Raw genomic sequence first — 22,529 nt, forward strand, 5'->3', positions numbered from 1 at the left:
TGCACAGCCGGGCCTTCCCCTTTTACGCGGACCATTTCCTAGGAGATCCAATGACGAATCACGTATCCAGGCGCAACATCCTTCGGCTTGGGGCGGCCGCGGCCGTCCTGCCCTGGCTGCCATCGTTCGCCTCAGCAGCCGCAACGGCGGCTGCCCCCATGACCACCGCACTCGCGGCGGCGGCCGTCGTCCGACCCTTCAGGCTCTCCGACGTCAGCCTGGGCCCGGGCGTGTTCGCCCGGAAGCGTGAGCTGATCCTGAACTTCGCCCGCGGCTACGACGAACGCCGCTACCTCAACGTCTTCCGTGCCAACGCCGGACTGCGGCCGCTCGACGGCGTGGTTCCGCTGCCCGCCGGCGGGTGGGAAGGGCTCGACGGCGAGGCGAACGGCAACCTGCGCGGCCACTTCACCGGCCACCACATGTCCATGCTCGCCCAGGCCTATGCGGGCACAGGGGAGGAGGCCTTCGGAACGAAACTGCGGAACCTGGTGGCGTCCCTGCACGAATGCCGGCAGGCGCTCGCCCAGGAACCCGCCATCCAGCCCGTTGCCGGACGCCTGGCCGGGACCGCCGTCGACATCGCCCGGGGCTCCTATATGTACGGCCAGCTCCCCCCGGGCTCCCTCGACGGGCTGACGGGTATGACCTTCGCCGCATGGGTGCGGCCCGCGGCGGCAGCGAACTGGGCGCGAATCTTCGACTTCGGCAACGACACCAAAACGTACGCCTTTCTCGCCCAGCGCGATGGCGGCGGGCTGCCGCGGTTCGCCATCACCCGGAACTTTGCCGGGGGCGAGCAGACAATCGTGGGCACCGCCCCGCTGCCGGTCAACGAGTGGAGCCACGTTGCGGTCACCCTGGACGGCCGCACCGGAACGCTCTACGTCAACGGGAAGCAGGCCGGCCAGAACACAGGCATGACCCTGACGCCCGCGCTGCTCGGCAGCCTGGCGAACGTGTGGCTTGGGCGGTCGCAGTACAACGACCCCACCTTTGCCGGCGCCTACCAGGACGTGAACATCTGGTCCGCCGCGCTGAGCGCAGGGCAGGTCGCAGAGCTGGCGGCAGCCCGTGCGTCGGGCACCTCGGCCGGGAACGGGGACGTCGTCTCCCTCGCCTGCAACGAATCGGGCGGAAACGTGCTCTCCGATGCGTCTGGCAAGGGCCGGCATGCCACGGTCCGCCGCACCTGGGGACTGCCCAGCCATCCAGGCTTCCTCGCCGCCTACCCGGAGACCCAGTTCATCGAGCTGGAGAGCAGGACCACCGCGGACTACTTCCGGGTCTGGGCCCCGTACTACACGGCGCACAAGATCCTGAAGGGCCTCCTCGACGCCTACACGGCAACCCGGGAACCGAAGGCACTGGACCTGGCAACGGGGATCTGCGACTGGATGCACTTCCGGCTGAGCAAACTCAGCCCGGCAGTACGCCAGCGCATGTGGGGAATCTTCTCCAGCGGCGAATACGGCGGAATCGTGGAAGCCATCCTCGAGACCTACGGCCACTCGGGCAAGCCGGAGCACCTGGAGCTCGCCAGGTACTTCGACCTCGACTCCCTCATCGACGCGTGCGCCCAAAACAAGGACATCCTCGCTGGCCTGCATGCCAACCAGCACATCCCGATCTTCACCGGCCTGGTCCTGATGTACAACGCCACCGGCGAGGAGCGGTACCTCACTGCTGCCCGCAACTTCTGGACCATGGTGGTGCCGACGCGCATGTTCAGCATCGGCGGAACCAGCCAGGGCGAGTTCTGGAAGGAGCGCGACAAAGTCGCAGCCACCCTGAACGCGACCGACGCCGAGAGCTGCTGTGCCTACAACATGCTCAAGCTCTCGCGCGAGCTGTTCTTCAAGGACCAGAACCCCGCGTACATGGACTACTACGAGCGGGCGCTCTTCAACCAGGTCCTCGGGTCCAAGCAGGACCAGGAAAGCGCCGAGCTGCCGCTGGCCACGTACTTCATCGGACTGCAGCCCGGCGCCGTCCGCGACTTCACGCCCAAGCAGGGCACCACCTGCTGCGAAGGCACCGGCCTGGAGTCGGCAACGAAGTACCAGGATTCCGTCTACTTCACCGCCGAGGACGGCAGCGCGCTCTACGTCAACCTCTACATTCCGTCCACGCTCCGCTGGGCCGCGAAGAACGTCACGGTCACACAGAAGACCTCATACCCCTTCGAGCAGCGGACAACCCTGCAGATCGCCGGCTCTGGGCAGTTCGAGCTCCGGCTGCGCGTTCCGGCGTGGGTCACGGCCGGCTTCACGGTACGGGTCAACGGTGTGTCCGTGGATGCGGCGGCCACCCCCGGCACCTACCTGGGCATCGACCGGGCCTGGAAGAGCGGGGACACCGTGGACGTTGAAATGCCGTTCACCCTCCGCGCCGAGCGGGCTCCGGACGATTCTTCCGTGCAGACCCTTATGTACGGTCCGGTACACCTCGTCGCCCGGGACGCCCGCACCACCCTGCTGCCGTTCAGCCTGTACGGGGCAGCCCGGCTCAGCGGCGACCTGGCCCCGGCCCTCCAGCCGGTGGCGGGCAAGCCCCTGCACTTCACCCTGGCAGGAGTGGAGCTGGCACCGTTCCTCGAAGGAAACGAGGACGCCTTCCACTCGTACTTCCGACGCGCCGAGGCCTCCGTGGTGTTCGGCGGTGTGGATTCCGGTGTGGCCAACCCGGCGCGGGGGGACAAGACCACGCTTCTGGACGACGTCTGGCAGTCGGCACCGTTTGCCAACAAGCCGGAACTTCTCCGGCGCGTCACCCAGGTGGCGGACGCCTGGGTCGCCGAGGGATCCCTCACCCGCCCCGACGCGGACCGCATCTATAAGGCTGCCCAGCGGGCGGCGTTCGGCGCTCCGGAGGCTGAGATCGACGACCTTCAGAAGGTGGCGGACGCGGCGCTGGCAGCCGGCAGGATCACAGCCGAAACCTCCGACATGCTCGGCGCCCGGCTGAAATCGGCCAGCAAGGCGCTCGCCCAGAAGACGGCGGCCAAGGCCGTGCACTATCTCGAGCAGTACATCGACGGCGCCACGCGCAGCGTTACCGACCAGACACTGCAAAGCCTCCTGGTCAGCGGCGGTCAGGCGCTGGTGGTCAGGCTGACCGCCTGAGCCGGCCAGTCCGACGTCGTCCGTTCCTTATTGCTTCTTTCCCGCCATATCAAGCAGCGGCCTCCGGCCGCCCGAACGAAAGTGTCTCAATGCTTCCTACCCCCTCGCGGGCCCGCACGGGCCCGGCACTGATTGCCGCCGCAGCGCTGGCGCTCGGCGGGCTCGTCGCCGCAGCACCGGCCCATGCCGCCGTCGACGACGGCCTGGTCCTCAAGTACAACCTGACCGAAACCACCGGGACCGTGGCGGAGGACAGCTCCGGCAACGGCCGCAACGGCGTGATCAGCGGTGACGCCACCTCGCTGGGCAGCGAAGGGCTGCAGCTCGGCGGCATCAACGGCCACGTCCGCCTCCCGAACGACGTCATGCGCGGGCTCGGCTCCATCACCGTCTCCACGGACGTCAAGATCGCCGCCGACCAGGGCGCCCCCTACTTCATCTGGGGGATGGGCAACACCACCAACGGCACCGGCAACGGCTACCTCTTCACCACCGGTAACGCGTACCGGACGTCCATCGCCAGCGGCAACTGGTCCACGGAACAGACCCTCAGCGCCAACCGTGACCTGGCGCGCGGGGCCTGGAAGACCATCACGTACACGCTCAGCGGCGGCACCGCGGTCCTCTACGAGGACGGCACGGAGGTCGCACGGAAGACCGGCGTCACCATCACCCCCGGCAGCATCGGGGGAGGGGCGACGACGGCGAACTACCTCGGGCGCTCGGTGTACAGCGGCGACAAGTACCTCAAGGGGCAGGTCCGCGACTTCCGGATCTACAACCGTGCACTCTCGGCCGACGAGGTGCGGGATCTCGGTTACGTTTCCCCGGAGCAGCGCGTTGCCCTCGATCTGCAGGACCTGTCGCTGGGGGACACCTCCGCCGTTACCGCCAATCTGAAGCTGCCTCTGACGGGGCCGAACGGCTCGGCCTACACCTGGTCCTCCTCGGATCCGGCCACCGTGTCCGCCCAGGGAGCCGTGACCCGGCCGGCGCACGGAACAGGAGATGCGACGGTGACACTGACCGCCACTGCCAGCTCAGGCGGGGCATCGGCGTCGAAATCCTTCACCGTCACGGTGCCGGAGGACATTAGCGACGACCAGAAGGTTGCTGAGGCCGCCGCAGCCCTGAACGTGTGGGACGCGGATGCGATCCGCGGGAACATCACCCTGCCCACCGCGGGGCTGTACGGCACCAAGGTCGGCATGGGAGTTCAGCGATACCGCGGCGATCGCGGCCACGGGCGAGGTCACACGGCCGGCCTACGGCAGTGCTCCGGCGAAGCTCAACCTGCACGCCACTGTGTCCCTCGGCAAGACCAAGGACAGGAAGAAGTTCCGCGTCACGGTGCTGCCGCTGCCCAAGGCCGAGGCCAAGGAGGGCTACGCCTTCGCGTACTTCACCGGCAACGACCTCGCCGGCGAGAACATCTACATGGCCGCCAGCCGCGGCAACGACGCACTCAAGTGGGACGAACTGAACGGCGGCAAACCCGTCCTCAGGTCCGGCCTCGGCACCAAAGGCCTGCGCGATCCGTTCATCATCCGCTCCCCGGAGGGCGACAAGTTCTACATGATCGCCACGGACCTCTCCATCGGCGGCGGCACCAGCTGGGACTCCTCGCAGCGCCAGGGCAGCCAGTACATCGAGGTCTGGGAGTCGACCGACCTGGTGAATTGGTCCGGACAGCGGCACGTGAAGGTCTCGCCGGACACCGCGGGGAACACCTGGGCGCCGGAAGCGCACTACGACGAGAAGATCGGTGCCTACGTCGTCTACTGGGCCTCCAAGATCTACGCCGACAACGACCCCGGCCACACCGGCGGCACGCACAACAAGATGATGTACTCCACCACCCGCGACTTCAGGACCTTCACCGAGGCCAAGGTCTGGAACGATCCCGGCAATTCGGTGATCGACTCCACCGTCATCAAGGAGGGCGACACCTACTACCGGTTCACCAAGGACGAGGGGCAGGTCTCGGGCTGCCTGGACATCATGCAGGAAAAGTCGGGCGACCTGCTTGCCGTCGATGTGCCGACCACAACCCCGCGCAACTGGTCACTGATGGCTAACTGCATCGGCAAAAAGGCCGGAACCGGCGGCGTGGAAGGGCCCACCATCTTCAAGTCGAACACCGAGGAGAAGTACTACCTGTTCGTTGATGAATTCGGCGGGCGCGGCTACATCCCGCTGGAAAGCACCAGCCTGGAGAACCCGAACTGGAAGCTCTCCACCAACTACGAGCTGCCGCGGGCCCCGCGCCACGGCACGGTCCTGCCGGTCACCAAGACGGAGCTGGAGCGGCTGCACGCGCAGCTGTAATCCAGCCCGGTTGTAGGAGTTTTTGTCCAGATAATGGCCTCAAATCCGCCTCCAACCCGCGGTGTCTGGACAAAAACTCTCCCGCAGCGGGGGAGCCCCGCCTGAACTTCGAGCAGTTCAGGCGGGCTCTTTGGCCTTATCTCTTGCCGTACTTCTTATGAACGGCCTGCTTGCTGACGCCGAGTGCATGCGCGATCGCCTCCCAGGACAGGCCAGCCAGGCGTGCCCGCCGGACCAGAGTTGCTTCTGCCCGTCCGATTTCGCGATGCAGCTCAGCAACGGCCTGCAGACTGCTCACCGGATTGTCGCCGTCCATGGATCCCACCAATGTTTTCATTCGCGCCACCTCCATGGCGTCAACCGTAGTTGACGAGGGTCCCGGCGTCAACGAAAGTTGACGCTGGCGACGGCGGTGCGCCTTGCTTCATCTGATTCGTCAACCGGTTGACCAGTCCGCGATCATGGATGGGGTTTGGGCTATGGCCCACCCTCCCCAAAATTTGTGACATCGCCATGGAGAAAATATGCAAAGCGCCGGCATTATGGCCCTCTTCCTATCCCGCTCGGACAGCCTGGCCACAAGCGCCCTGCCCGGGGCCCCGACTGTCGCCGAGGAAGCGAAGTCCCGGCCAGCTGCCTGGAACACGTTCCGGGGCCGGACCGCCAGCTTCCTGCACCGCCTCGCTTGGACCGTTGAGCCAAAGGTTCCCGGCAACCGCTGACCTGGGGGTACGGCTCGGTCTCCGGCGCTGGGTCCGGCCTAGAATCACTTTCTAGTGATTTCCGACCGCTCTCACAGGAGTTTTGCCATGATCCGTAAGGCCCTTGCCGGCGATGCCGCCGCCCTGGCCGCCTTGGCGGCGGCCACTTTCCCGCTCGCCTGCCCGCCGGGATCCTCGCCGGAGGACATCCGGCTCCACCTCCGGCAGACGCTGAGCGAGGACTCATTTGCCAAGTACCTTGCCGACAGCAAAATCGCCATCCTGGTGCTCGAGCAGGGCGGTCGGCTTGGCGGGTACACCCTGCTGGTGGACCGGCAGTCAATGGACGCCGATGTGCTCCGCGCGCTGGGTTCGCAACGGTCCGTTGAGCTGAGCAAGTGCTACGTGCACCCGGACCACCATGGGCGGGGCGCAGCCTCGATGCTCATGCAGGCATCTTTGGACTGGGCCGCGGAGCAAGGAGCGGCAAGCGTCTGGCTGGGGGTCAACAGCCAGAACGCCAAAGCCATCCGGTTCTACGAGAAGTCAGGCTTCGCCAAGGTGGGGACGAAGTCATTCACCCTGGGCGACTCGGTGGAGAGTGACTTCATCTTGGAGTATGCCCTCCCGGGGAAGGGCTGACCGCGGCGCTCCCCTGAGGCGCGCGCCTCCTCGGGAAGGAGGCGAGGAGCTGCTGTCGCAAAGTCAGCCGGCTGCTCCGAACCACCACGATCACTGCGAGCAATCCGGTCAGCAGGACGACGGCGCCGCCGGCTGCCACCGACCAGCGGGCGCCGAAAGTGCTGCCGAGCCAGCCCATGAGCGGGGCCCCCAGCGCGGTTCCGCCCTGCAGGGTTGCCAGGTAGAGGGCCAGCACCCGTCCCCGGAACTGTGGTTCCACTGAGAGCTGGATGCTTGTATTGCAGCTGTTCAGGAAGGTGATCGATGCGAGTCCCACCGGGACCAGAATGGCGGCATACAGCCAGAACGACGGCGAGACGCTGCCGGCCAGCGTGAAGAGGCCCAGCCCCAGCGCTCCGCCAAGCAGGAAACGCAGCCGGGGCCGGGACCTACGTGCCGCTAGCAGTGCTCCGGCCAGCGTCCCGACGGCCATGATGGAGCCCAGGAGCCCGAATTCACCGGGCCCCATACCGAATTCTGCCGTGGCCATCAGGGCGTTGGTGATGGGGAAGTTCATGCCGAAGGCCCCGAGGATGCCCACCAGGACGAGGATCAGCACCAGGTCCGGACGCCGGCGGACATAGCCCAGCCCTTCGGCAACCTGGTGTTTGCTGCGGACCGCCGGCGCCGCCGGGATGAGCTCCAATGCGCGGATCCGGGCAAGCGAGATCAGGACCGCGGCGAAGCTGGCGGCGTTGAGCAGGAAAACGGGGCCGGTGCCGACCCAGGCAATGAGCACGCCTGCGATCGCAGGTCCTGTGAGCCGGGCGGTGTTGAAGGAGGCGGAGTTGAGGGACACCGCATTGGCGATATGGTCCTGGCCCACGAGTTCGGAGACGAAGGACTGGCGTGCCGGCCCGTCGATGGCGCTGGCCAACCCCAGGCAGAGGGCGGCTGCGTACACCTGCCACAGCTGCGCGGCACCCGTCACCACCAGGAGCCCGACGGCCAGCCCGCACAGCCCCATTGCCGACTGGGTCCACAGCAGGATCACGCGTTTCCGGTGCCGGTCCCCGAGCACTCCTGCGTAGGGCCCAAGCAGCAGCATGGGAAGAAACTGCAGGGCCGTGGTGATGCCGACGGCGGTGCCTGAATGGTCCGTGAGAACGGTCAGGACCAGCCAGTCCTGAGCGACCCTCTGCATCCAGGTGCCGATGTTGGAGACGAGGGCGCCGCCAGCCCACAACCGGTAATTGGGGTTCTGCAGTGCCCGGAAGGTGGCGCTCATCGGCCGCTCATTTCCTGCATGATGTGCGCGGCGCGGCTGAGGGTAAGCCGGTCCTCCGGGCTCAGGCCGGCCACCCGCTGGGCAAGCCAGGCCGTCCGCTGTTCCCGCGCCTCTTCCAGGACTTCCACCCCGGCAGGGGTGATGCCTACCTGAATCTGGCGGCCGTCCTCCGGGTGCGATGACCGGGATACAAATCCTTGCTCTGCAAGGGCGTTCACGATGCGGGTCATCGAAGGTGCCTGTACGTGCTCGCGTGCCGCCAGTTCCCGGGGCGTGCGTGGGCCGTCGCTGTGGAGCTGGGCCAGGACCGTGTACTGGCCAGGCGTGATGATGTCTCCGGTCGCTTCGACCCGGAGCCGGCGGGATGTCCGCATCACGGCGGTCCGCAGGTCGATCGCCAGGATGTCCGGCCTGATGAATTGTGAGGTTTCTGGGTGTGCCGCTTCGGTCGCAGGCATTGAGGAAGTGCGCCTCCTGTTGGTCAGGGCGATAGTTAGCAACGCTAATTAGCTTCTCTAACCATCATCCTCCCAGAGTTCCCGCGGGGCAACCGATACCCGGCTGAATGTGAGCTATTTCGCCTTCGGCGCCGCCGTGCTTGCGCGGATCACGAGTTCGGTGGGCACCAGGGTGACGCCGGGTTCGGTGGTGTTGGTGCGAATCTGCTGCAGGACGTTGTCCACGCACCGGTTGCCGACGTCGGCAAAGTTCTGGTGAACCGTGGTCAGCGGCGGAGTGTAGGAAGAGGCTTCGGGAACGTCGTCGAACCCGACCAGGCTGATGTCCCCGGGAACTGATATTCCCTTTTCCCGGAAGGCCCGCAGGAGGCCCAGGGCCATATGGTCGTTCGCCGCGAACACCGCGGTGCAGCCCGGTTCGTCGGCGAGCCGGAGCCCTGCCGCATAGCCGGAGTCCGCTGACCAGTCGCCGCGGAGCACCGGCGGCACTGTTCTGCTTGCGCCGGTGAGAGTGCTGCGCCAGGCGGCGGCGCGGCGTTCGGCGGCGAAGGATTCTTCGGGGCCCGCGACATGCCAGACCGTCTCGTGACCCAAATCCAAAAGGTGGCTGACGGCCTTCCGGGCGCCGTCGGCCTGGTCGGTGTCCACCACGCTGTACTGCTCGCCGGCATCGGAATCCACGACGACGACCTTCACTCCCGGGGGCAACGTAACCGTCGCAGCATCCAGGAGGTGGACCTCCATGATGGCGATCACCGCGTCGACGGCGAGTTCGCCCATGCGGGTGAACGCGCCCTGGATCCCGGCCTGGGTTGGGGCTGTAACCGGGATCAGGGTGATGGCGAAGTCTTGCCGGGCAGCGTTCAGCGCGATGGCCTCCAGGGTGCGCATGTTCCCGAGCGAAGACAGCGAGAAGGTGATCACGCCGATGGTCCGGAAGCTGCCGCGCTTGAGCGCCCGTGCTGCGCTGTTAGGGCGGTATCCCAGCTCGTTCATCGCCGCAATGACTTGGCGCCGCGTGCTTTCGATGACGTCGGGGCTTCCGTTGGACACGCGGGAGACGGTTTGAGCGGAGACGCCGGCGAGCTTGGCGACGTCGGCCATGGACACCTGCGGCTTGCGCGGAGGCGCGGCGCTTGCCGCACCCTGTGCAGCGGACAGATTGTGGACCGGGGGTTGACCGGGTTCGTGCTCCATGTCACCATCGTACCAATCATGTTTGCGCAAACACTCACAAAACTGCACAAGAATGTTTACGCAAACAGAACACCTTCCGTCACCTGCCGGTGACGCAGCCCTACAGAGGACCTTTCATGACAATGACGTCCCCGCAAGTCGCGGCGCGATCCGGAGAGGCGACGCCGGGTGGCCGGAAAACCCGCAGTGCAAGCCGCCGCACAAGCGGCCGTTCCTGGGCCGGCTGGTGGTTCATCGGCCCGTTCATGGCCGTGTTCGCCCTGGTTTTCTTGGCCCCGATCGCCTACTCCATCTACCTGAGCGTCTTCCGCAACCAGCTCATCGGCGGCACCGCGTTCGTGGGCCTGGACAACTACGCCCGGGCCCTGGGGGACGCGCAGTTCTGGTCCGCGCTGGGACGGGTTTCCCTGTTCCTGGCAGTCCAGGTTCCGGTCATGCTGTTCATCGCCCTCGTTGTAGCCCTCGCCCTGGACAGCGGCCGGCTCTACGGAAGGTCGTTCTTCCGGATCTCGATCTTCCTTCCCTATGCCGTGCCGGCCGTCGTCGCCACGCTCATGTGGGGCTTCATGTACGGCACCCGGTTCGGCCTGGTGGGAAACATCAACCAGGCCTTCGGCCTGAACCTGCCCAGCCCCCTCTCCTCCGAACTGGTGCTGGCCTCCATCGGAAACATCGTCACCTGGGAGTTCATCGGCTACAACATGCTAATCTTCTACTCCGCCCTGACCGTCATCCCCAAGTCGCTCTATGAGGCCGCCGAGATCGACGGCGCCGGCCAGCTGAGGGTCATCACCGCCATCAAGCTGCCGGCCATCCGCGGCGCCATCGTGGTGGCCAGCATCTTCTCCGTGATCGGCAGCTTCCAGCTCTTCAACGAGCCCAGCATCCTCAAGAGCCTCTCACCCAACACCATCTCGACCTACTTCACACCCAACCTGTACGCCTTCTCCCTGTCGTTCTCCGGGCAGCAGTACAACTATTCCGCCACGGTGGCGATCATCATGGGGCTGATCACCATGGCCATTGCCTATGCCGTCCAGGTCCGCGGCATGCGAAAGGAGCGCTGACCATGAGCGTTCAGACAGCCTCCCGTCCCGGCAGCACCGGCGCATCATCCCCGGCAAAATTCCGCACCGCGCGTCTGCAGACCCCAAACACAGGACGGCGTTCGCGCCGGAGCGTGGTTCTGACGCTCCTGATGGGCCTTGTCCTGCTCTACAGCCTGGCCCCGCTGTTCTGGCTGCTGGTCAACGCCACCAAAACCCAGGACGGCCTCCTCAACTCCTTCGGCCTGTGGTTCGACGCCGACTTTGCACTCTGGGACAACATCGCCCGGACAGCAACGTACGACGGCGGGATCTTCCTTCGCTGGTTCGCCAACACGGTCCTGTACGTCGTCCTCGGTGCCGGCGGTGCCACCTTCCTGGCCGTTCTCGGCGGCTACGCGCTGGCGAAGTTCGACTTCCCCGGCCGGAAGGCAGTGTTCGCCGTCGTCATCGGCGCCGTGGCCATCCCTGGCACGGCCCTCGCCGTTCCCACTTTTCTCATGTTCAGCCAGATGGGCATCACCAACACCCCCTGGGCCGTGATCATCCCCTCGCTTATCTCGCCCTTCGGCCTGTACCTCATGTGGACCTTCGCCTCCGAAGCCATCCCCACGGAAATCATGGAGTCCGCCCGGATCGACGGCGCCAGCGAGGCACGCACGTTCTTCCAGGTCTGCCTGCCGCTGCTGACCCCGGGCATCGTCACCGTGCTGCTCTTCACCATGGTGGCCACCTGGAACAACTACTTCCTGCCGCTGATCATGCTGAAGAACCCGGACTGGTACCCGCTCACCCTGGGCCTGAACGCATGGAACGCGCAGGCCGCCACCGCTGGCGGGGAAGCCATCTTCAACCTCGTCATCACCGGTTCTCTGCTGACCATCCTGCCGCTGATCGCAGCGTTCCTGCTGCTCCAGCGCTACTGGCAGTCCGGCCTTTCCGCCGGAAGCGTCAAAGAATAACGCCTCGTCCACCCTCATCAACAACGCAGTTAGAAGGAAGACCATGATCAAGACCCTGACCCGCCGCGGCCTGCTGCAGAGCTCCGCCGTCGCCGCCGCGCTCGCCTTGGGGCTCACCGCCTGCGGAGGCGGCGGCAACGCGGCGCCGCAGCAAACGGTCAACAGCGACGCCGTCGAGCAGGCCCTCCAGAAGGGCGGCAAGCTGACGGTGTGGGCCTGGGACCAGTCGCTGAAGAAGGTCGCCGAAGGCTTCGAGGCCAAGTACCCCAACGTGGACGTCAACCTCGTCAACGCGGGCACAGGAAATGACCAGTACACCGCCCTGCAGAACGCCATCTCCGCCGGTTCCGGCGTGCCGGACGTCGCGCAGATCGAGTACTACGCACTTCCGCAGTTTGCCCTCAGCAAATCACTGGTAGACCTTGGCCAGTTCGGCGCCGCCGACCTCGACGGCACCTTCACGGCCGGTCCCTGGTCCTCGGTGCAGGCGCAGGGCGGCGTCTATGGTCTTCCCATGGACTCAGGCCCCATGGCCCTGTTCTACAACAAGGAACTCTTCGACAAGCACGGCATCGCAGTCCCCACCACCTGGGATGAGTTCCTCGAGGCCGGACGTGCGCTGAAGAAGGCGGACCCCAAGGCTTACATCGCCAACGACACCGGCGACGCAGGGTTCACCACCAGCATGATCTGGCAGGCCGGCGGCAAGCCCTACCAGGTGGACGGCACCAACATCGGCGTGAACTTCTCCGACGCAGGATCCACCAAGTTCGCCGAGACCTGGCAGAAGCTCATCGACGAGGACCTGCTCGCCCCCATCAGCTCCTGGAGCGACGAGTGGTACAAGGGCCTCGGCAACGGAACCATCGCCACGCTGTCCACCGGCGCCTGGATGCCGGGGAACCTCGTCTCCGGCGTCGCCGACGGTGCAGGAAAATGGCGGGTCGCGCCTCTGCCGCAGTGGGAAAAGGGTGCCGCCAGCAGCTCCGAAAACGGCGGCAGCTCCCTGGCCATTCCCGCCGCCGGAAGCCAGGCCGCGCTGGCCTATGGCTTCCTGAAGTACTCCAATGTGGAGGAGGGCGTACAAACCCGGATCGACGGCGGGGCGTTCCCCGCCACCTCAAAGGACCTCGCGTCCGAGAAGTTCCAGAACACCGAGTTCAAGTATTTCGGCGGCCAGAAGGCCAACCAGATCTTCGCCGAGTCAGCGAAGAATGTGCCGGCCGGCTGGTCCTACCTGCCCTTCCAGGTCTACGCCAACAGCATCTTCAACGACACCGCCGGCCAGGCCTACGTCTCCGGCACCAAGCTCAAGGACGGCCTGACCGACTGGCAGAAGGCCTCGGTCAAGTACGGCACCGAACAGGGCTTCACCGTCAAGGAATAGCAGACCAGGCAAGCCCACCCCGGCGGACGCGCCAGCCCGGCGCGTCCGCCGCCATCCAAACTTCCTGCCCTACCCCAGCGCGCCCAAAATAGGAGATTCATGTCCCTCGCCACCAACCACCGCTGGCTGCGCTGGCCGTCCCCGGACACCAGTCGGCTGGCCTTCGGAGCCGACTACAACCCCGAGCAGTGGCCCCGCGAGGTCTGGGCTGAGGACGTCCGCCTCATGCAGGAGGCCGGAGTCAACATCGTCTCCCTCGCCATCTTCTCCTGGGCGCGGCTCCAGCCCGCGCGGGACACCTGGGACTTTTCCTGGCTCGACGACATCATCGACCTGCTCCACGCCAACGGCATCTCTGTGGACCTCGCCACCGCCACCGCCTCCCCGCCGCCATGGCTCGCTGCCGAACACCCGGAAATCCTGCCGGTCACCCACAACGGCGAAACCCTCTGGCCGGGCGGCCGGCAGCACTGGCGGCCCACATCCCCGGTCTTCCGCGAGCACGCACTGGCGCTCGTGCGCACCATGGCTGAGCGGTACAAGGACCACCCCGCCATCTGCGCCTGGCACGTTTCCAACGAACTCGGCTGCCACAACATCTATGACTATTCCGACGACGCCGCAGCCGCCTTCCGCCTCTGGCTGCAGAACCGCTACGGCACCCTTGAGGAGCTGAACACCGCCTGGGGGACCGACTTCTGGTCCCAGCGCTACGCGGACTGGAACCACATCTTCCCGCCGCGGAAGGCAGCGTCCTTCCCGAACCCCACGCAGCAGCTGGACTTCAAGCGCTTCTCCTCGGACTCCCTGCGGGACTACCTCCGCGCCGAACGCGACATCCTTAACAGCATCACCCCGGACATCCCCGTCACCACCAATTTCATGGTGATGGGGGAGACGAAGGGAATGGACTACGCCGGCTGGGCCGCCGACGTCGACTTCGTCTCGAATGACCACTACGTGGTCCCGGGCCCGCAGGACCACGACGAGCTGTCCTTCTCCGCGAACCTTACCGGCAACATCGCCGGAGGCAACCCCTGGTTCCTCATGGAGCACTCCACCAGCGCCGTCAACTGGCAGCCCGTGAACACGCCCAAGAAACCAGGCGCCCTCGCCCGGGACTCGCTCACCCATGTGGCGCACGGGGCAGATGCGGTCTGTTTCTTCCAGTGGAGGCAGTCGCGCGCCGGGGCTGAAAAGTACCACTCCGCGATGGTGTCCCACGCCGGCAGCAACAGCAGGCTCTTTCGGGACGTCACCGCATTGGGCCGGACGTTGGGTGAACTCGCGGCGATCACGGGCAGTCGGCGCGAACCGGCACGGGCTGCGATCCTGTTCGACTGGGACTCCTGGTGGGCCAGCGAGCTGGACTCCCATCCGACCGACCGGCTCCGCTACCGGCAGGAGGCCCTCGACTGGTACTCCGCGTTCCTGGCCAGCGGCATCCGTGCCGATGTCATCCCGGTGGCGGCCTCCCTTGAGGGGTACCAGCTGGTCATCGCGCCGGTCCTGCACGTGGTGCCGGCGGAGCTGCGCGCGCGCCTGACCGCTTTCGTCGAGGCAGGCGGGCACCTCGTGACCACCTACTTCTCGGGCATCGTCGACCAGAACGACCACGTGTGGCTCGGCGGATACCCCGGCGCCCTCAGCGACCTGCTGGGGATCCGGGTGGAAGAGTTCGGGCCGCTGGCCCCCGGGGACGATGCCATGCTCGACGACGGGTCGACCGGCACGCTGTGGGCGGACCCGGTGGCCACCACCTCAGGCGACACGAAGGTGCTGCGCCGGTTCACCTCCGGCGACCATGCCGGCGAACCGGCGGTGACCCGGCGCAGCGTGGGCAACGGATCCGCCGGCTACGTGGCGACGCGCCTCGGACCTGACGGCCTGGTCCCGGTCCTGCAGGAATTCGCGCATCTGGCCGGCGTCGAATCTGAACTGCCCGCGGAACTGCGTGGCGCCGTCGAACTCGCCGTCCGCGCGGCTGAGGACGGGCGCTTCCTTTTCCTGATCAACCGCACGGACCAGGCCGTCGACATCTCGGCGGTCCCCGGAACGGCGCTTGCCGCCGAACGAACCGCCAAGCTTGCCGCCCGCGGCGTGGCTGTCCTCCAAGTCCCCTAATAAGCATCACCGCACCGAAGGGAATTCAATGACGAACAGATCCAGACGGCCCTGGGCCGTGACCGCCGCCGGCGTCACCGCGGCGGTCTTCTCCGCAGGGCTCGTGGCCGGACCCGCGCTCGCTGCGCCGGCAGCGGGCAAGGCTGCCGATGAAACCGTGCCGGCGGGTACGGTGACGGTAAGGCCGGACCCGTCCTACCAGGGCGAGGCTTTCGAGGGGTGGGGCACCAGCCTGGTCTGGTTCGCCAACGCCACCGGCGACTATCCGGACGAAGTCCGCAACAAGCTCGCGGACATGGTCTTCGGCGACGACGGGCTGAACCTCAACATCGCACGGTACAACGTCGGCGGCGGCAATGCCCCTGACGTGAAGGACTACCTCCGTGCCGGCGGTGCCGTCGAGGGCTGGTGGAAGGCGCCCGCCGGCACCACGCGGGCGGATAAGGACTGGTGGGATCCCGCAAACCCGGAGCACTGGAACCTCGACGCCGACCAGACGCAGCGCTGGTGGGTGGACCGGATCAAGAACGACATCACGCACTGGGAAGCCTTCAGCAACTCCCCGCCGTGGTTCCAGACGGTCAGCGGCTACGTCTCGGGCGGCTTCAACTCCTCGCAGGACCAGCTGCGGACGGAGAGCGTTGACGATTTCTCCTCCTATCTGGTGGGCGTCGTCAAGCAGCTTGAAAAGGCCCACGGCATCAAGATCGACACGATCGATCCCATGAACGAACCGAACACGCCGTACTGGGGAACCAGCCTCAATGCGTCCGGCCAGCCCGTCGGCGGCCGGCAGGAAGGCGCCCACATGGGCCCCGAACTGCAGCAGAAGGTGGTCCAGTCGCTGGCCAAGGCCCTGGCCAGCGCGGACACCGGCGCCGTCATCAGCGCCATGGACGAGACCAACCCGTCCACCTTCGCCAACAACTGGAACAGCTACTCCGCCGAAGCCAAAGAGAACGTCGCGCAGCTCAACGTTCACACGTACGGGACCGGGCAGCGGACGTCCGTCCGGGACATCGCCAAGGGCGAGGACAAGCCGCTTTGGATGAGCGAGACCGGCGGCTCGTGGATGGACGGGCAGAACTTCACCAGCATGCAGCCCGGCCTTGGCCTGGCCCAGCACATGGTCAACGACCTCCGTGAGCTGGAGCCCGAGGCCTGGGTCTTCTGGCAGCCCGTTGAGGACTACAACAACATGAAGCCCGGCGGCGAAAGCGCCATCGGCTCCAATTGGGGCGAGATCCAGCTGCCCTTCGACTGCGCCGCCGGGGACACCCTCGAAAGCTGCCCGATCTACACGAACACCAAGTACAACACCGCGCGGAACTTCACACACTTCATCAAGCCCGGGGACCGCCTGGTCAAGGTGAACGACCTGAACAGCGCGGCGGCGGTCTCGGACTCCGGCGCCACCGTGGTGCATGTCAACGACAGCAAGCAGCAGCGTCCCGTGGCCCTGGACCTTTCCGGCTTCGGGGCCGTCCAGGGAAACGCCACCGTGACTCCGGTAACCAGCGACGCGTCCGGCGCACTCGTGGAGGGGGAGCCGGTCGCCGTCGGCAAGGACCGCACGGCGGTCCTAACGGTACCGGCGGAGTCCGTCACGACGTTCCTGGTCAACGGTGTGCACGGCGTGGCCAAGGACGCGGCCCTCGTGCAGGCGGACCACGTCTACAGCCTCAAAGGTGTGGAAAGCGGCAGGTCCCTTGCCCAGGGAACCGGCAGCGCCGCCGTCATCCGTTCCGGCGCCGGCGCTGACCAGCAGTGGAACATCCGCCGCCTCAGCGGCGAAAACAGCAGCCGTGCCCGCTTCGCTCTTGAAACGCCCGACGGCGGCCGGCAGCTCACCGTCGTCGACGGAAAGCCCCAGCTGGTGCCGGCGGAGGAGACGCCGTCCAAAGCCTCGCAGTGGACCATGTCCACCACCGGCGACGGCACGTACACGTTCGTCAACGCGGCCACCGGCCGGCTCCTCGAGGTGGGCGGCCATGCCACCGCGGACGGGTCGCCGGTCACGCTGTGGACCGCAAATTCCGGTGAGAACCAGCGCTGGCGGGTCATCGATGAAACTGTCCAGGGATTCCAGAACGTCACAGCCTTCACGGTTCCCGGGACCGCTCCGCAGCTGCCCGCCACGGTGGTCCCCGTCTACCGCGACGGCGCCCGGGGTGAACTGCCGGTGACCTGGACGATGCCGCCGGAGAGCCGGTGGAGCAAACCTGGAACCGTCGACGTGCGCGGAACGGCGCATGACGTCCTGGGCGCTGCCCATCCGGTGACGGCCAAGGTCACCGTCGACACGCTCGTGGCGACTCTTCCGGCGAGGGCCAAGACCTACGTTGGCGGAACGCCTGCCCTGCCCGCCACCGTGACTGCGGTGACTGCCCGCGGCGCCAAGGTGGTACGGCCGGTGGTCTGGGAGGCGGCTCCGGCGTTCACCGAGACCGGTGCGGCCAGTGTTGGAGGCACGGCCGATGCCGCCGACGGCCGGACGTTGCCCGCCACCGTGCGGGTGCAAGTCACGGCGGGAACGGCTGACAACGTGGCCGACGACGGCGGTGCCACGTTCAGCGCGACGTTCACCGAGCCGGGCTACGGCACGGCCGGACTCGGAAACGGCAACCTGACGGACAAGGCCTGGTCCAACTGGAAATCGGGCACCAAGAACACCACGGACACCCTGTCCGTGTCGCTGGCCCAGCTGAAGACGGTGACCGGCGTCAAGGTCCACTTCTACCGCGACGGATCAACCGACAGCTACGCCCAGAGCCTGCAGGTCCAGACCAAGGGGGCCGACGGCACGTGGAAGAACGCGGGTGCTCCGGTGCAGGTTCCCGGCGGCAGCCCCGCCCCGGTGGTCACGGTCCCGGTGGCCAACGTGGACACCAAGGAGGTGCGCGTGGTGCTCGCTGCCCGCGCGAACACCCACATGACGGTCAGTGAGGTCCAGGTTCTGGCCTCGGCTCCGGGCCAGTCCTCCGACGCCGCCGCGGCCGGGATTTCCGTCAACGGCCAGCCGCTGGCTGGCTTCTCGCCGGAGGTGACCTCCTACCGGGCTGACGCTCAGGGAGGGCGGCAGGAAGTCACGGCCACCGCAGCTGATCCGTACGCGACGGTCACCGTGCAGCCGGCTGATAAGCAGACGGGAACAGCGGTGGTCACCGTTAAGAGCGAAGACGGAAGCCAGATCCGGACCTACGAGGTGGTGTTCGGCCGGTAGCAGCCCGGCGTTCCTGTAAGTCAGCGTGAGTGCAGGGCACCGGGTGCGTCCCAACGGACGCACCCGGTGCCTTCTGCCGTTAAACAGGCTTAGCCGACAGGCCGGCTTAGCCGTTGAACCAGCCTGTGCCGTGAACCCGGACTAGGCCGTGAGGGCCGCCCCGAAACCTGTGGGGTCCGCCAGGAACCGGGCGAAGCCGAGTTCCGCCGCGCCGATCATCATCAGGTTGGAGCCGAGTGCCGCGGGGTGCACCTTAACCTGGGCGGCCGGTCCGTCCATGGCCTGGGACAGCAGCAGATCATCGAGGGCGGACGGCGCGAGCGCGTAGAGCACCCCCAGGAAACCGTCGAGGATGATCACCTCCGGGTTGAAGGTGTTGACGGCATTCCGGAGTGCGATGGCCAGGTAGCCCAGCTGCCGGGAGATCTCCTCCGCCACAGCAGGGCTGCCTGACGCGCGGAGGGCCTGCTCCAGCTGGGATGTGTCGCCGCCGCTGAGGCCCAGAAGCTCGAAGAGCCGGCCCTGGGACACTTCGGTTTCCAGGCAGCCGGTGGCGCCGCAGTGGCACTGTTCGCCGGAGGTGCGGACGAACGTGTGGCCCAATTCTCCGGCGTAGCCGGACGCTCCGCGGAGCAGCATGCCGTTGGAAATGATTCCGCCGCCAACGCCGCTGGCCCCGCCGTTGAGGTACACGAGGTTGTCCCGGCCGGCGCCGGCCCCGAAGATCAGCTCCGCCTCTGCCGCGAGTGAGGCGTCGTTGGCGGCCTGGCAGGCGTAGCCGGTGGCCTCGCTCAGCATCCGGGCCACAGGCTCGTCCCGCCAACCCAGGTGCGGCGCGTGGCGCACCGTCCCGTCGTCGGGGTTAACCAGGCCTGGCACCGCCACGCCGATACCGGTGATCCGGTAGGAGTGCTCCAGCTCCGTGCGCATCCCCTCAATCACGGCAGCGGCGATGTTGACAGCCTCCCGTGCGCTGGGAATCCGTTCGGTGGCGAACCGGATCTTCTTCTGGACGATGCCGCCGAGATTGACCAGGCCAATGGTCACCGCGTCGATCTCCGGGTAGACCGCGAGCGCCGCGATGGACGGACTCGGACGGACCTCGGGGCTCGGCCGGCCCACCTGGGCTTCACCAGTAGGCGCCGTTTCATAAACCAGGCCGAGCGCAACCAGCTGTCCGATCAGGGTGCCGACCGTTGACCTGTTCAGCCCGGTCCTTTTCGTCAGCTGCGCACGGCTGAGGACACGGTGGTGGTGGACCAGGGACGTGATCAGGGCCAGGTTGTTCCGCCGGGAGGGGTCCAGCTCGCTGGGCGGGGCGGTCGGGGCAGCCCGTTGGCGAGGGGAAGACATCATCGGAACAATATCAGCTGCCGAAAACCTTGGTGTCGAGGAAGTCGTTGCGGAACTTCCCCTCCGGATCGAGGCGGTCCGCGAGGGCCTTGAAGTCTGCGAAGCGCGGGTAGAGCGGCGCGAGCCGGGAGGCGTCGCCGTCGAACAGTTTGCCCCAGTGCGGACGGGCGCCGAACGGCGTCAGCTCCGCCTCGATCACGGGGAGCACGGCCTCGACGGCGGGCTGGTCCTGCCGCCAGGTGAGGTGCAGGCCAATGCTGTCGGTTCCGTAGTTCGGGCTCAGCCAGAGGCTGTCCGCGGCCACGGTGCGGATTTCCGAGACCAGCAGCAGCGGAGTCACCAGGCGGGACAGCCGGCGCATGGCCTGGATGGCGTCCACGGCATGCTCGCGGGGGACCAGGTACTCGCTTTGCAGCTCCTCTCCCTTGCTGGGCGTGAATTCCATCCGGAAATGGGCCATCCTGTCCGACCACGGGCCGGGCACGCCCAGCTGCTGCGTGCAGGTGGTTCCCGGCACGCCGGCGATGGGATGCCTCGGTTCTTTGGCCGGGCTGCCGCCGAAAAAGCCGGCGCGTTCCGCTATGGCTTCGGCTGGCGCTGGCCGGGATTTCAGCCAGGCCTGGCCGATCCGGTCCCCGCTCCAGTCGGTGAACAGACTGACGCTGTACGCGGAGGACGTAACGTCGTCGAAATTCTCCAGCACCTGGTCCCACTCAAGGTCCTCGAACACCGTCTGCGAGACCGGGAACGTCGATTCGATGTCCAGGGTCAGGCTGCTGACGATGCCCAGGGCGCCGAGGTTCACCACCATGCCGTCAAAGTCGGGCTCCCCGCGGCGCGCGGTGAGGATCCCGCCGTCGGCGGTCACCAGTTCAAGGCCGGCGACGGCGGTGGCAAGGTTGCCGTTTCGGTCACCTGATCCGTGGGTGGCGGTGGCGACGGCCCCGGCCACCGAGATGTGAGGGAGGGACGCCAGGTTGTGCAGCGCATAGCCCTGCCGCTGCAGCTCGGCGGCAAGGGTCCCATAGCGTGTTCCGCCGCTCACGGTCACCGTCATCGTGGCGGGGTCCACCTCGACGGCCGGCGTGAGGTGCTCAAGCGAGACCAGGGTGCCGGCGGTGTCGGCGATGCGGTTGAAGGAGTGCCGCGAACCGAGGGCACGAAGCTTGGTGGCGCCGGCCACCACGTCCTGGAGCTCCGGCACTGTGGTTGGCTCGAGTACCTCGGCGGCGGCGTACCTAAGGTTGCCGGCCCAGTTGTGCCCCGCGGTGTGCAGCTCGGTTCCTGCTTCGCTGACCATTGCCTGCCCTTCGTTTGGTGTTGCAGAGAACATAACACCCGCGGCGGGCTAACGATAGGCGTTTCCGCGGATTGAGACTGCTCTTTTAGTTCCCGAAGAACTGTTGACAGGCTGCGAAAAACGAATATGTTTGTTTATGAAACATATTCAGGATCTGCGCTTTCCTTCTTTAGGGGCAGGTCCCTCCAAACCAAACGGGAGCACTCAATGGCGATTCAGCCCACGCGCGACGACAAGTTTTCCTTCGGCCTGTGGACCGTCGGCTGGGAGGCCCAGGACCAGTTCGGTTCTGCGACCCGCCCGCCGCTGGACACAGTGGAGGCCATCAACCGGCTCAGCGATCTGGGTGCCTACGGCATCACCTTCCACGACAACGACCTGTTCCCGTTCGGCTGCTCCGCGGCTGACCGCCAGCGGGAGATCGACCGACTGACCGGCGCGCTGAAGGCCACCGGCATGGTGGTACCCATGGTGACCACCAACCTGTTCAGCCATCCGGTCTTTAAGGACGGCGGCTTCACCAGCAACGACCGCGGTGTGCGCCGCTTCGCCCTCCGCAAGGTCCTGGAGAACATCGACCTCGCCGCCGAACTGGGCGCTGAGACCTTTGTGATGTGGGGAGGACGCGAGGGCAGCGAGTACGACGCCGCAAAGGACATCCGCGGCGCCCTCGAGCGCTACCGCGAGGCCGTGAACCTGCTGGGCGACTACGTGACGGACAAGGGCTACAACATCCGCTTCGCGATCGAGCCCAAGCCGAACGAACCGCGCGGCGACATCCTGCTGCCCACCCTGGGCCACGCCCTGGCGTTCATCGAGACCCTCGAGCGGCCGGAGCTTGTGGGCATCAACCCCGAAACCGGCCACGAGCAGATGGCCGGGCTGAACTTCACCCACGGCATCGCGCAGGCGCTCTACCAGGGCAAGCTCTTCCACATCGACCTCAACGGCCAGCGCAGCATCAAGTTCGACCAGGACCTGGTGTTCGGCCACGGCGACCTGCAGAACGCCTTCTCCCTGGTTGACCTGCTGGAAAACGGAGGCCCGCAGGGCGGGCCGGCCTACAAGGGCCCGCGCCACTTCGACTACAAGCCCAGCCGGACCGAGGACATCGACGGCGTCTGGGATTCCGCGGCCGCCAACATGCAGACCTACCTGCTGCTCAAGGAGCGCGCCAAGGCTTTCCGCGCCGACCCCGAGGTACAGGCTGCGCTGGAGGCGTCGCGGGTTTCCGAGATCAATGTCCCCACCCTGAACCCCGGCGAAGGCTACGAGCAGCTCCTCGCCGACCGCTCGTCCTACGAGGATTTCGACGCCGACGCCTACTTCGGTGGCAAGGGCTTCGGTTTCGTGAAGCTCCAGCAGCTCTTCATCGAGCACTTGCTCGGTGCCCGCTAGTACTGGGATCGCTGCTCC

18 protein-coding genes and 2 pseudogenes are annotated in these 22,529 nt (G+C 66.6%); 12 read left to right on the forward strand and 8 right to left on the reverse strand.

Going from position 1 to position 22,529, the window contains the following annotated elements:
• The first annotated feature begins 50 nt into the window (after window positions 1–50).
• Complete coding sequence (locus tag ACHMXB_RS18615; RefSeq protein WP_395400810.1) at window positions 51–3,125, forward strand: beta-L-arabinofuranosidase domain-containing protein; 3,075 nt, start codon at window positions 51–53, stop codon at window positions 3,123–3,125.
• An 86-nt stretch (window positions 3,126–3,211) separates the two neighbouring features.
• On the opposite strand, the gene ACHMXB_RS18620 is transcribed toward ACHMXB_RS18615, so the two are convergent.
• Window positions 3,212–3,469: a hypothetical protein gene (locus tag ACHMXB_RS18620; protein WP_395400812.1), complete on the reverse strand. Its 258-nt coding sequence runs from the start codon at window positions 3,467–3,469 to the stop codon at window positions 3,212–3,214.
• A 21-nt stretch (window positions 3,470–3,490) separates the two neighbouring features.
• On the opposite strand from ACHMXB_RS18620, the pseudogene ACHMXB_RS18625 reads away from it, so the two are divergent.
• A pseudogene (locus tag ACHMXB_RS18625) lies at window positions 3,491–4,018 on the forward strand (LamG domain-containing protein); the annotation flags it as partial.
• Between the two features lie 38 nt (window positions 4,019–4,056).
• Here ACHMXB_RS18625 and ACHMXB_RS18630 read toward each other — a convergent pair.
• Window positions 4,057–4,335: a hypothetical protein gene (locus ACHMXB_RS18630; protein ID WP_395405397.1), complete on the reverse strand. Its 279-nt coding sequence runs from the start codon at window positions 4,333–4,335 to the stop codon at window positions 4,057–4,059.
• Here ACHMXB_RS18630 and ACHMXB_RS18635 point away from each other — a divergent pair.
• A pseudogene (locus ACHMXB_RS18635) lies at window positions 4,275–4,421 on the forward strand (hypothetical protein); the annotation flags it as partial. The gene ACHMXB_RS18630 and the pseudogene ACHMXB_RS18635 overlap by 61 nt on opposite strands.
• 9 nt (window positions 4,422–4,430) lie before the next feature.
• Window positions 4,431–5,453, forward strand: a complete 1,023-nt coding sequence (locus ACHMXB_RS18640) for a glycoside hydrolase family 43 protein (RefSeq protein ID WP_395405340.1) — start codon at window positions 4,431–4,433, stop codon at window positions 5,451–5,453.
• 136 nt (window positions 5,454–5,589) lie between these two features.
• Here ACHMXB_RS18640 and ACHMXB_RS18645 read toward each other — a convergent pair whose 3' ends face one another.
• Entirely contained in the window at window positions 5,590–5,805 is a 216-nt protein-coding gene (locus ACHMXB_RS18645; protein ID WP_395400814.1) for an AsnC family protein, read from the reverse strand.
• A 172-nt stretch (window positions 5,806–5,977) separates the two neighbouring features.
• Here ACHMXB_RS18645 and ACHMXB_RS18650 point away from each other — a divergent pair, with 172 nt between their 5' ends.
• Together ACHMXB_RS18650 and ACHMXB_RS18655 are read left to right on the forward strand one after the other, a co-directional pair.
• Window positions 5,978–6,175, forward strand: a complete 198-nt coding sequence (locus ACHMXB_RS18650) for a hypothetical protein (protein ID WP_395400816.1) — start codon at window positions 5,978–5,980, stop codon at window positions 6,173–6,175.
• An 87-nt stretch (window positions 6,176–6,262) separates the two neighbouring features.
• Window positions 6,263–6,796, forward strand: coding sequence for a GNAT family N-acetyltransferase (locus ACHMXB_RS18655; protein ID WP_395400818.1), 534 nt, complete (start codon window positions 6,263–6,265; stop codon window positions 6,794–6,796).
• Here ACHMXB_RS18655 and ACHMXB_RS18660 read toward each other — a convergent pair.
• The 3 genes from ACHMXB_RS18660 to ACHMXB_RS18670 form a co-directional block, all read right to left on the reverse strand.
• On the reverse strand, window positions 6,762–8,063 hold the full coding sequence (locus ACHMXB_RS18660) for an MFS transporter (RefSeq protein WP_395400820.1): 1,302 nt from the start codon (window positions 8,061–8,063) through the stop codon (window positions 6,762–6,764). The genes ACHMXB_RS18655 and ACHMXB_RS18660 overlap by 35 nt on opposite strands.
• A complete protein-coding gene (locus tag ACHMXB_RS18665; RefSeq protein ID WP_395400822.1) occupies window positions 8,060–8,521 on the reverse strand; it encodes a MarR family winged helix-turn-helix transcriptional regulator in 462 nt (153 codons plus the stop codon). Before ACHMXB_RS18665 ends, ACHMXB_RS18660 begins: the two co-directional genes overlap by 4 nt.
• A 114-nt stretch (window positions 8,522–8,635) precedes the next feature.
• Window positions 8,636–9,718: a LacI family DNA-binding transcriptional regulator gene (locus tag ACHMXB_RS18670; protein ID WP_395400824.1), complete on the reverse strand. Its 1,083-nt coding sequence runs from the start codon at window positions 9,716–9,718 to the stop codon at window positions 8,636–8,638.
• Window positions 9,719–9,840: 122 nt separating this feature from the next.
• Between ACHMXB_RS18670 and ACHMXB_RS18675 the strand changes: the two genes are divergently transcribed.
• The 5 genes from ACHMXB_RS18675 (at window position 9,841) to ACHMXB_RS18695 (ending at window position 18,460) form a co-directional block, all read left to right on the forward strand.
• Entirely contained in the window at window positions 9,841–10,785 is a 945-nt protein-coding gene (locus ACHMXB_RS18675; RefSeq protein WP_395405342.1) for a carbohydrate ABC transporter permease, read from the forward strand.
• 2 nt (window positions 10,786–10,787) lie between these two features.
• Window positions 10,788–11,726, forward strand: coding sequence for a carbohydrate ABC transporter permease (locus ACHMXB_RS18680; protein ID WP_395400826.1), 939 nt, complete (start codon window positions 10,788–10,790; stop codon window positions 11,724–11,726).
• A 43-nt stretch (window positions 11,727–11,769) separates the two neighbouring features.
• Complete coding sequence (locus tag ACHMXB_RS18685) at window positions 11,770–13,113, forward strand: ABC transporter substrate-binding protein (protein ID WP_395400828.1); 1,344 nt, start codon at window positions 11,770–11,772, stop codon at window positions 13,111–13,113.
• Between the two features lie 99 nt (window positions 13,114–13,212).
• On the forward strand, window positions 13,213–15,237 hold the full coding sequence (locus ACHMXB_RS18690; protein ID WP_395400830.1) for a beta-galactosidase: 2,025 nt from the start codon (window positions 13,213–13,215) through the stop codon (window positions 15,235–15,237).
• A gap of 28 nt (window positions 15,238–15,265) precedes the next feature.
• Window positions 15,266–18,460: an Ig-like domain-containing protein gene (locus ACHMXB_RS18695; protein ID WP_395400832.1), complete on the forward strand. Its 3,195-nt coding sequence runs from the start codon at window positions 15,266–15,268 to the stop codon at window positions 18,458–18,460.
• 141 nt (window positions 18,461–18,601) lie between these two features.
• On the opposite strand, the gene ACHMXB_RS18700 is transcribed toward ACHMXB_RS18695, so the two are convergent.
• Entirely contained in the window at window positions 18,602–19,816 is a 1,215-nt protein-coding gene (locus ACHMXB_RS18700; RefSeq protein ID WP_395400834.1) for an ROK family protein, read from the reverse strand.
• A 10-nt stretch (window positions 19,817–19,826) separates the two neighbouring features.
• Window positions 19,827–21,113, reverse strand: a complete 1,287-nt coding sequence (locus tag ACHMXB_RS18705) for an FAD-binding protein (RefSeq protein WP_395400836.1) — start codon at window positions 21,111–21,113, stop codon at window positions 19,827–19,829.
• Between the two features lie 207 nt (window positions 21,114–21,320).
• On the opposite strand from ACHMXB_RS18705, the gene xylA reads away from it, so the two are divergent.
• The gene (gene xylA / locus ACHMXB_RS18710) at window positions 21,321–22,511 is read left to right on the forward strand and encodes a xylose isomerase (RefSeq protein WP_395400838.1); all 1,191 of its coding nucleotides are present in this window, start codon (window positions 21,321–21,323) and stop codon (window positions 22,509–22,511) included.
• Window positions 22,512–22,529 lie beyond the last annotated feature (18 nt).

It is taken from the genome of Arthrobacter sp. UC242_113, assembly GCF_044054585.1.
Classification (GTDB): Bacteria; Actinomycetota; Actinomycetes; order Actinomycetales; family Micrococcaceae; genus Arthrobacter.

Coding starts and splice junctions, on each gene's coding strand:
- ACHMXB_RS18615 (WP_395400810.1), top strand. CDS start 51: ATGACGAATCACGTATCCAGGCGCAACATCCTTCGGCTTGGGGCGGCC.
- ACHMXB_RS18630 (WP_395405397.1), bottom strand. CDS start 4,335: ATGCCGACCTTGGTGCCGTACAGCCCCGCGGTGGGCAGGGTGATGTTC.
- ACHMXB_RS18645 (WP_395400814.1), bottom strand. CDS start 5,805: ATGGAGGTGGCGCGAATGAAAACATTGGTGGGATCCATGGACGGCGAC.
- ACHMXB_RS18650 (WP_395400816.1), top strand. CDS start 5,978: ATGCAAAGCGCCGGCATTATGGCCCTCTTCCTATCCCGCTCGGACAGC.
- ACHMXB_RS18655 (WP_395400818.1), top strand. CDS start 6,263: ATGATCCGTAAGGCCCTTGCCGGCGATGCCGCCGCCCTGGCCGCCTTG.
- ACHMXB_RS18660 (WP_395400820.1), bottom strand. CDS start 8,063: ATGAGCGCCACCTTCCGGGCACTGCAGAACCCCAATTACCGGTTGTGG.
- ACHMXB_RS18665 (WP_395400822.1), bottom strand. CDS start 8,521: ATGCCTGCGACCGAAGCGGCACACCCAGAAACCTCACAATTCATCAGG.
- ACHMXB_RS18670 (WP_395400824.1), bottom strand. CDS start 9,718: ATGGAGCACGAACCCGGTCAACCCCCGGTCCACAATCTGTCCGCTGCA.
- ACHMXB_RS18675 (WP_395405342.1), top strand. CDS start 9,841: ATGACGTCCCCGCAAGTCGCGGCGCGATCCGGAGAGGCGACGCCGGGT.
- ACHMXB_RS18680 (WP_395400826.1), top strand. CDS start 10,788: ATGAGCGTTCAGACAGCCTCCCGTCCCGGCAGCACCGGCGCATCATCC.
- ACHMXB_RS18685 (WP_395400828.1), top strand. CDS start 11,770: ATGATCAAGACCCTGACCCGCCGCGGCCTGCTGCAGAGCTCCGCCGTC.
- ACHMXB_RS18690 (WP_395400830.1), top strand. CDS start 13,213: ATGTCCCTCGCCACCAACCACCGCTGGCTGCGCTGGCCGTCCCCGGAC.
- ACHMXB_RS18695 (WP_395400832.1), top strand. CDS start 15,266: ATGACGAACAGATCCAGACGGCCCTGGGCCGTGACCGCCGCCGGCGTC.
- ACHMXB_RS18700 (WP_395400834.1), bottom strand. CDS start 19,816: ATGATGTCTTCCCCTCGCCAACGGGCTGCCCCGACCGCCCCGCCCAGC.
- ACHMXB_RS18705 (WP_395400836.1), bottom strand. CDS start 21,113: ATGGTCAGCGAAGCAGGAACCGAGCTGCACACCGCGGGGCACAACTGG.
- xylA (WP_395400838.1), top strand. CDS start 21,321: ATGGCGATTCAGCCCACGCGCGACGACAAGTTTTCCTTCGGCCTGTGG.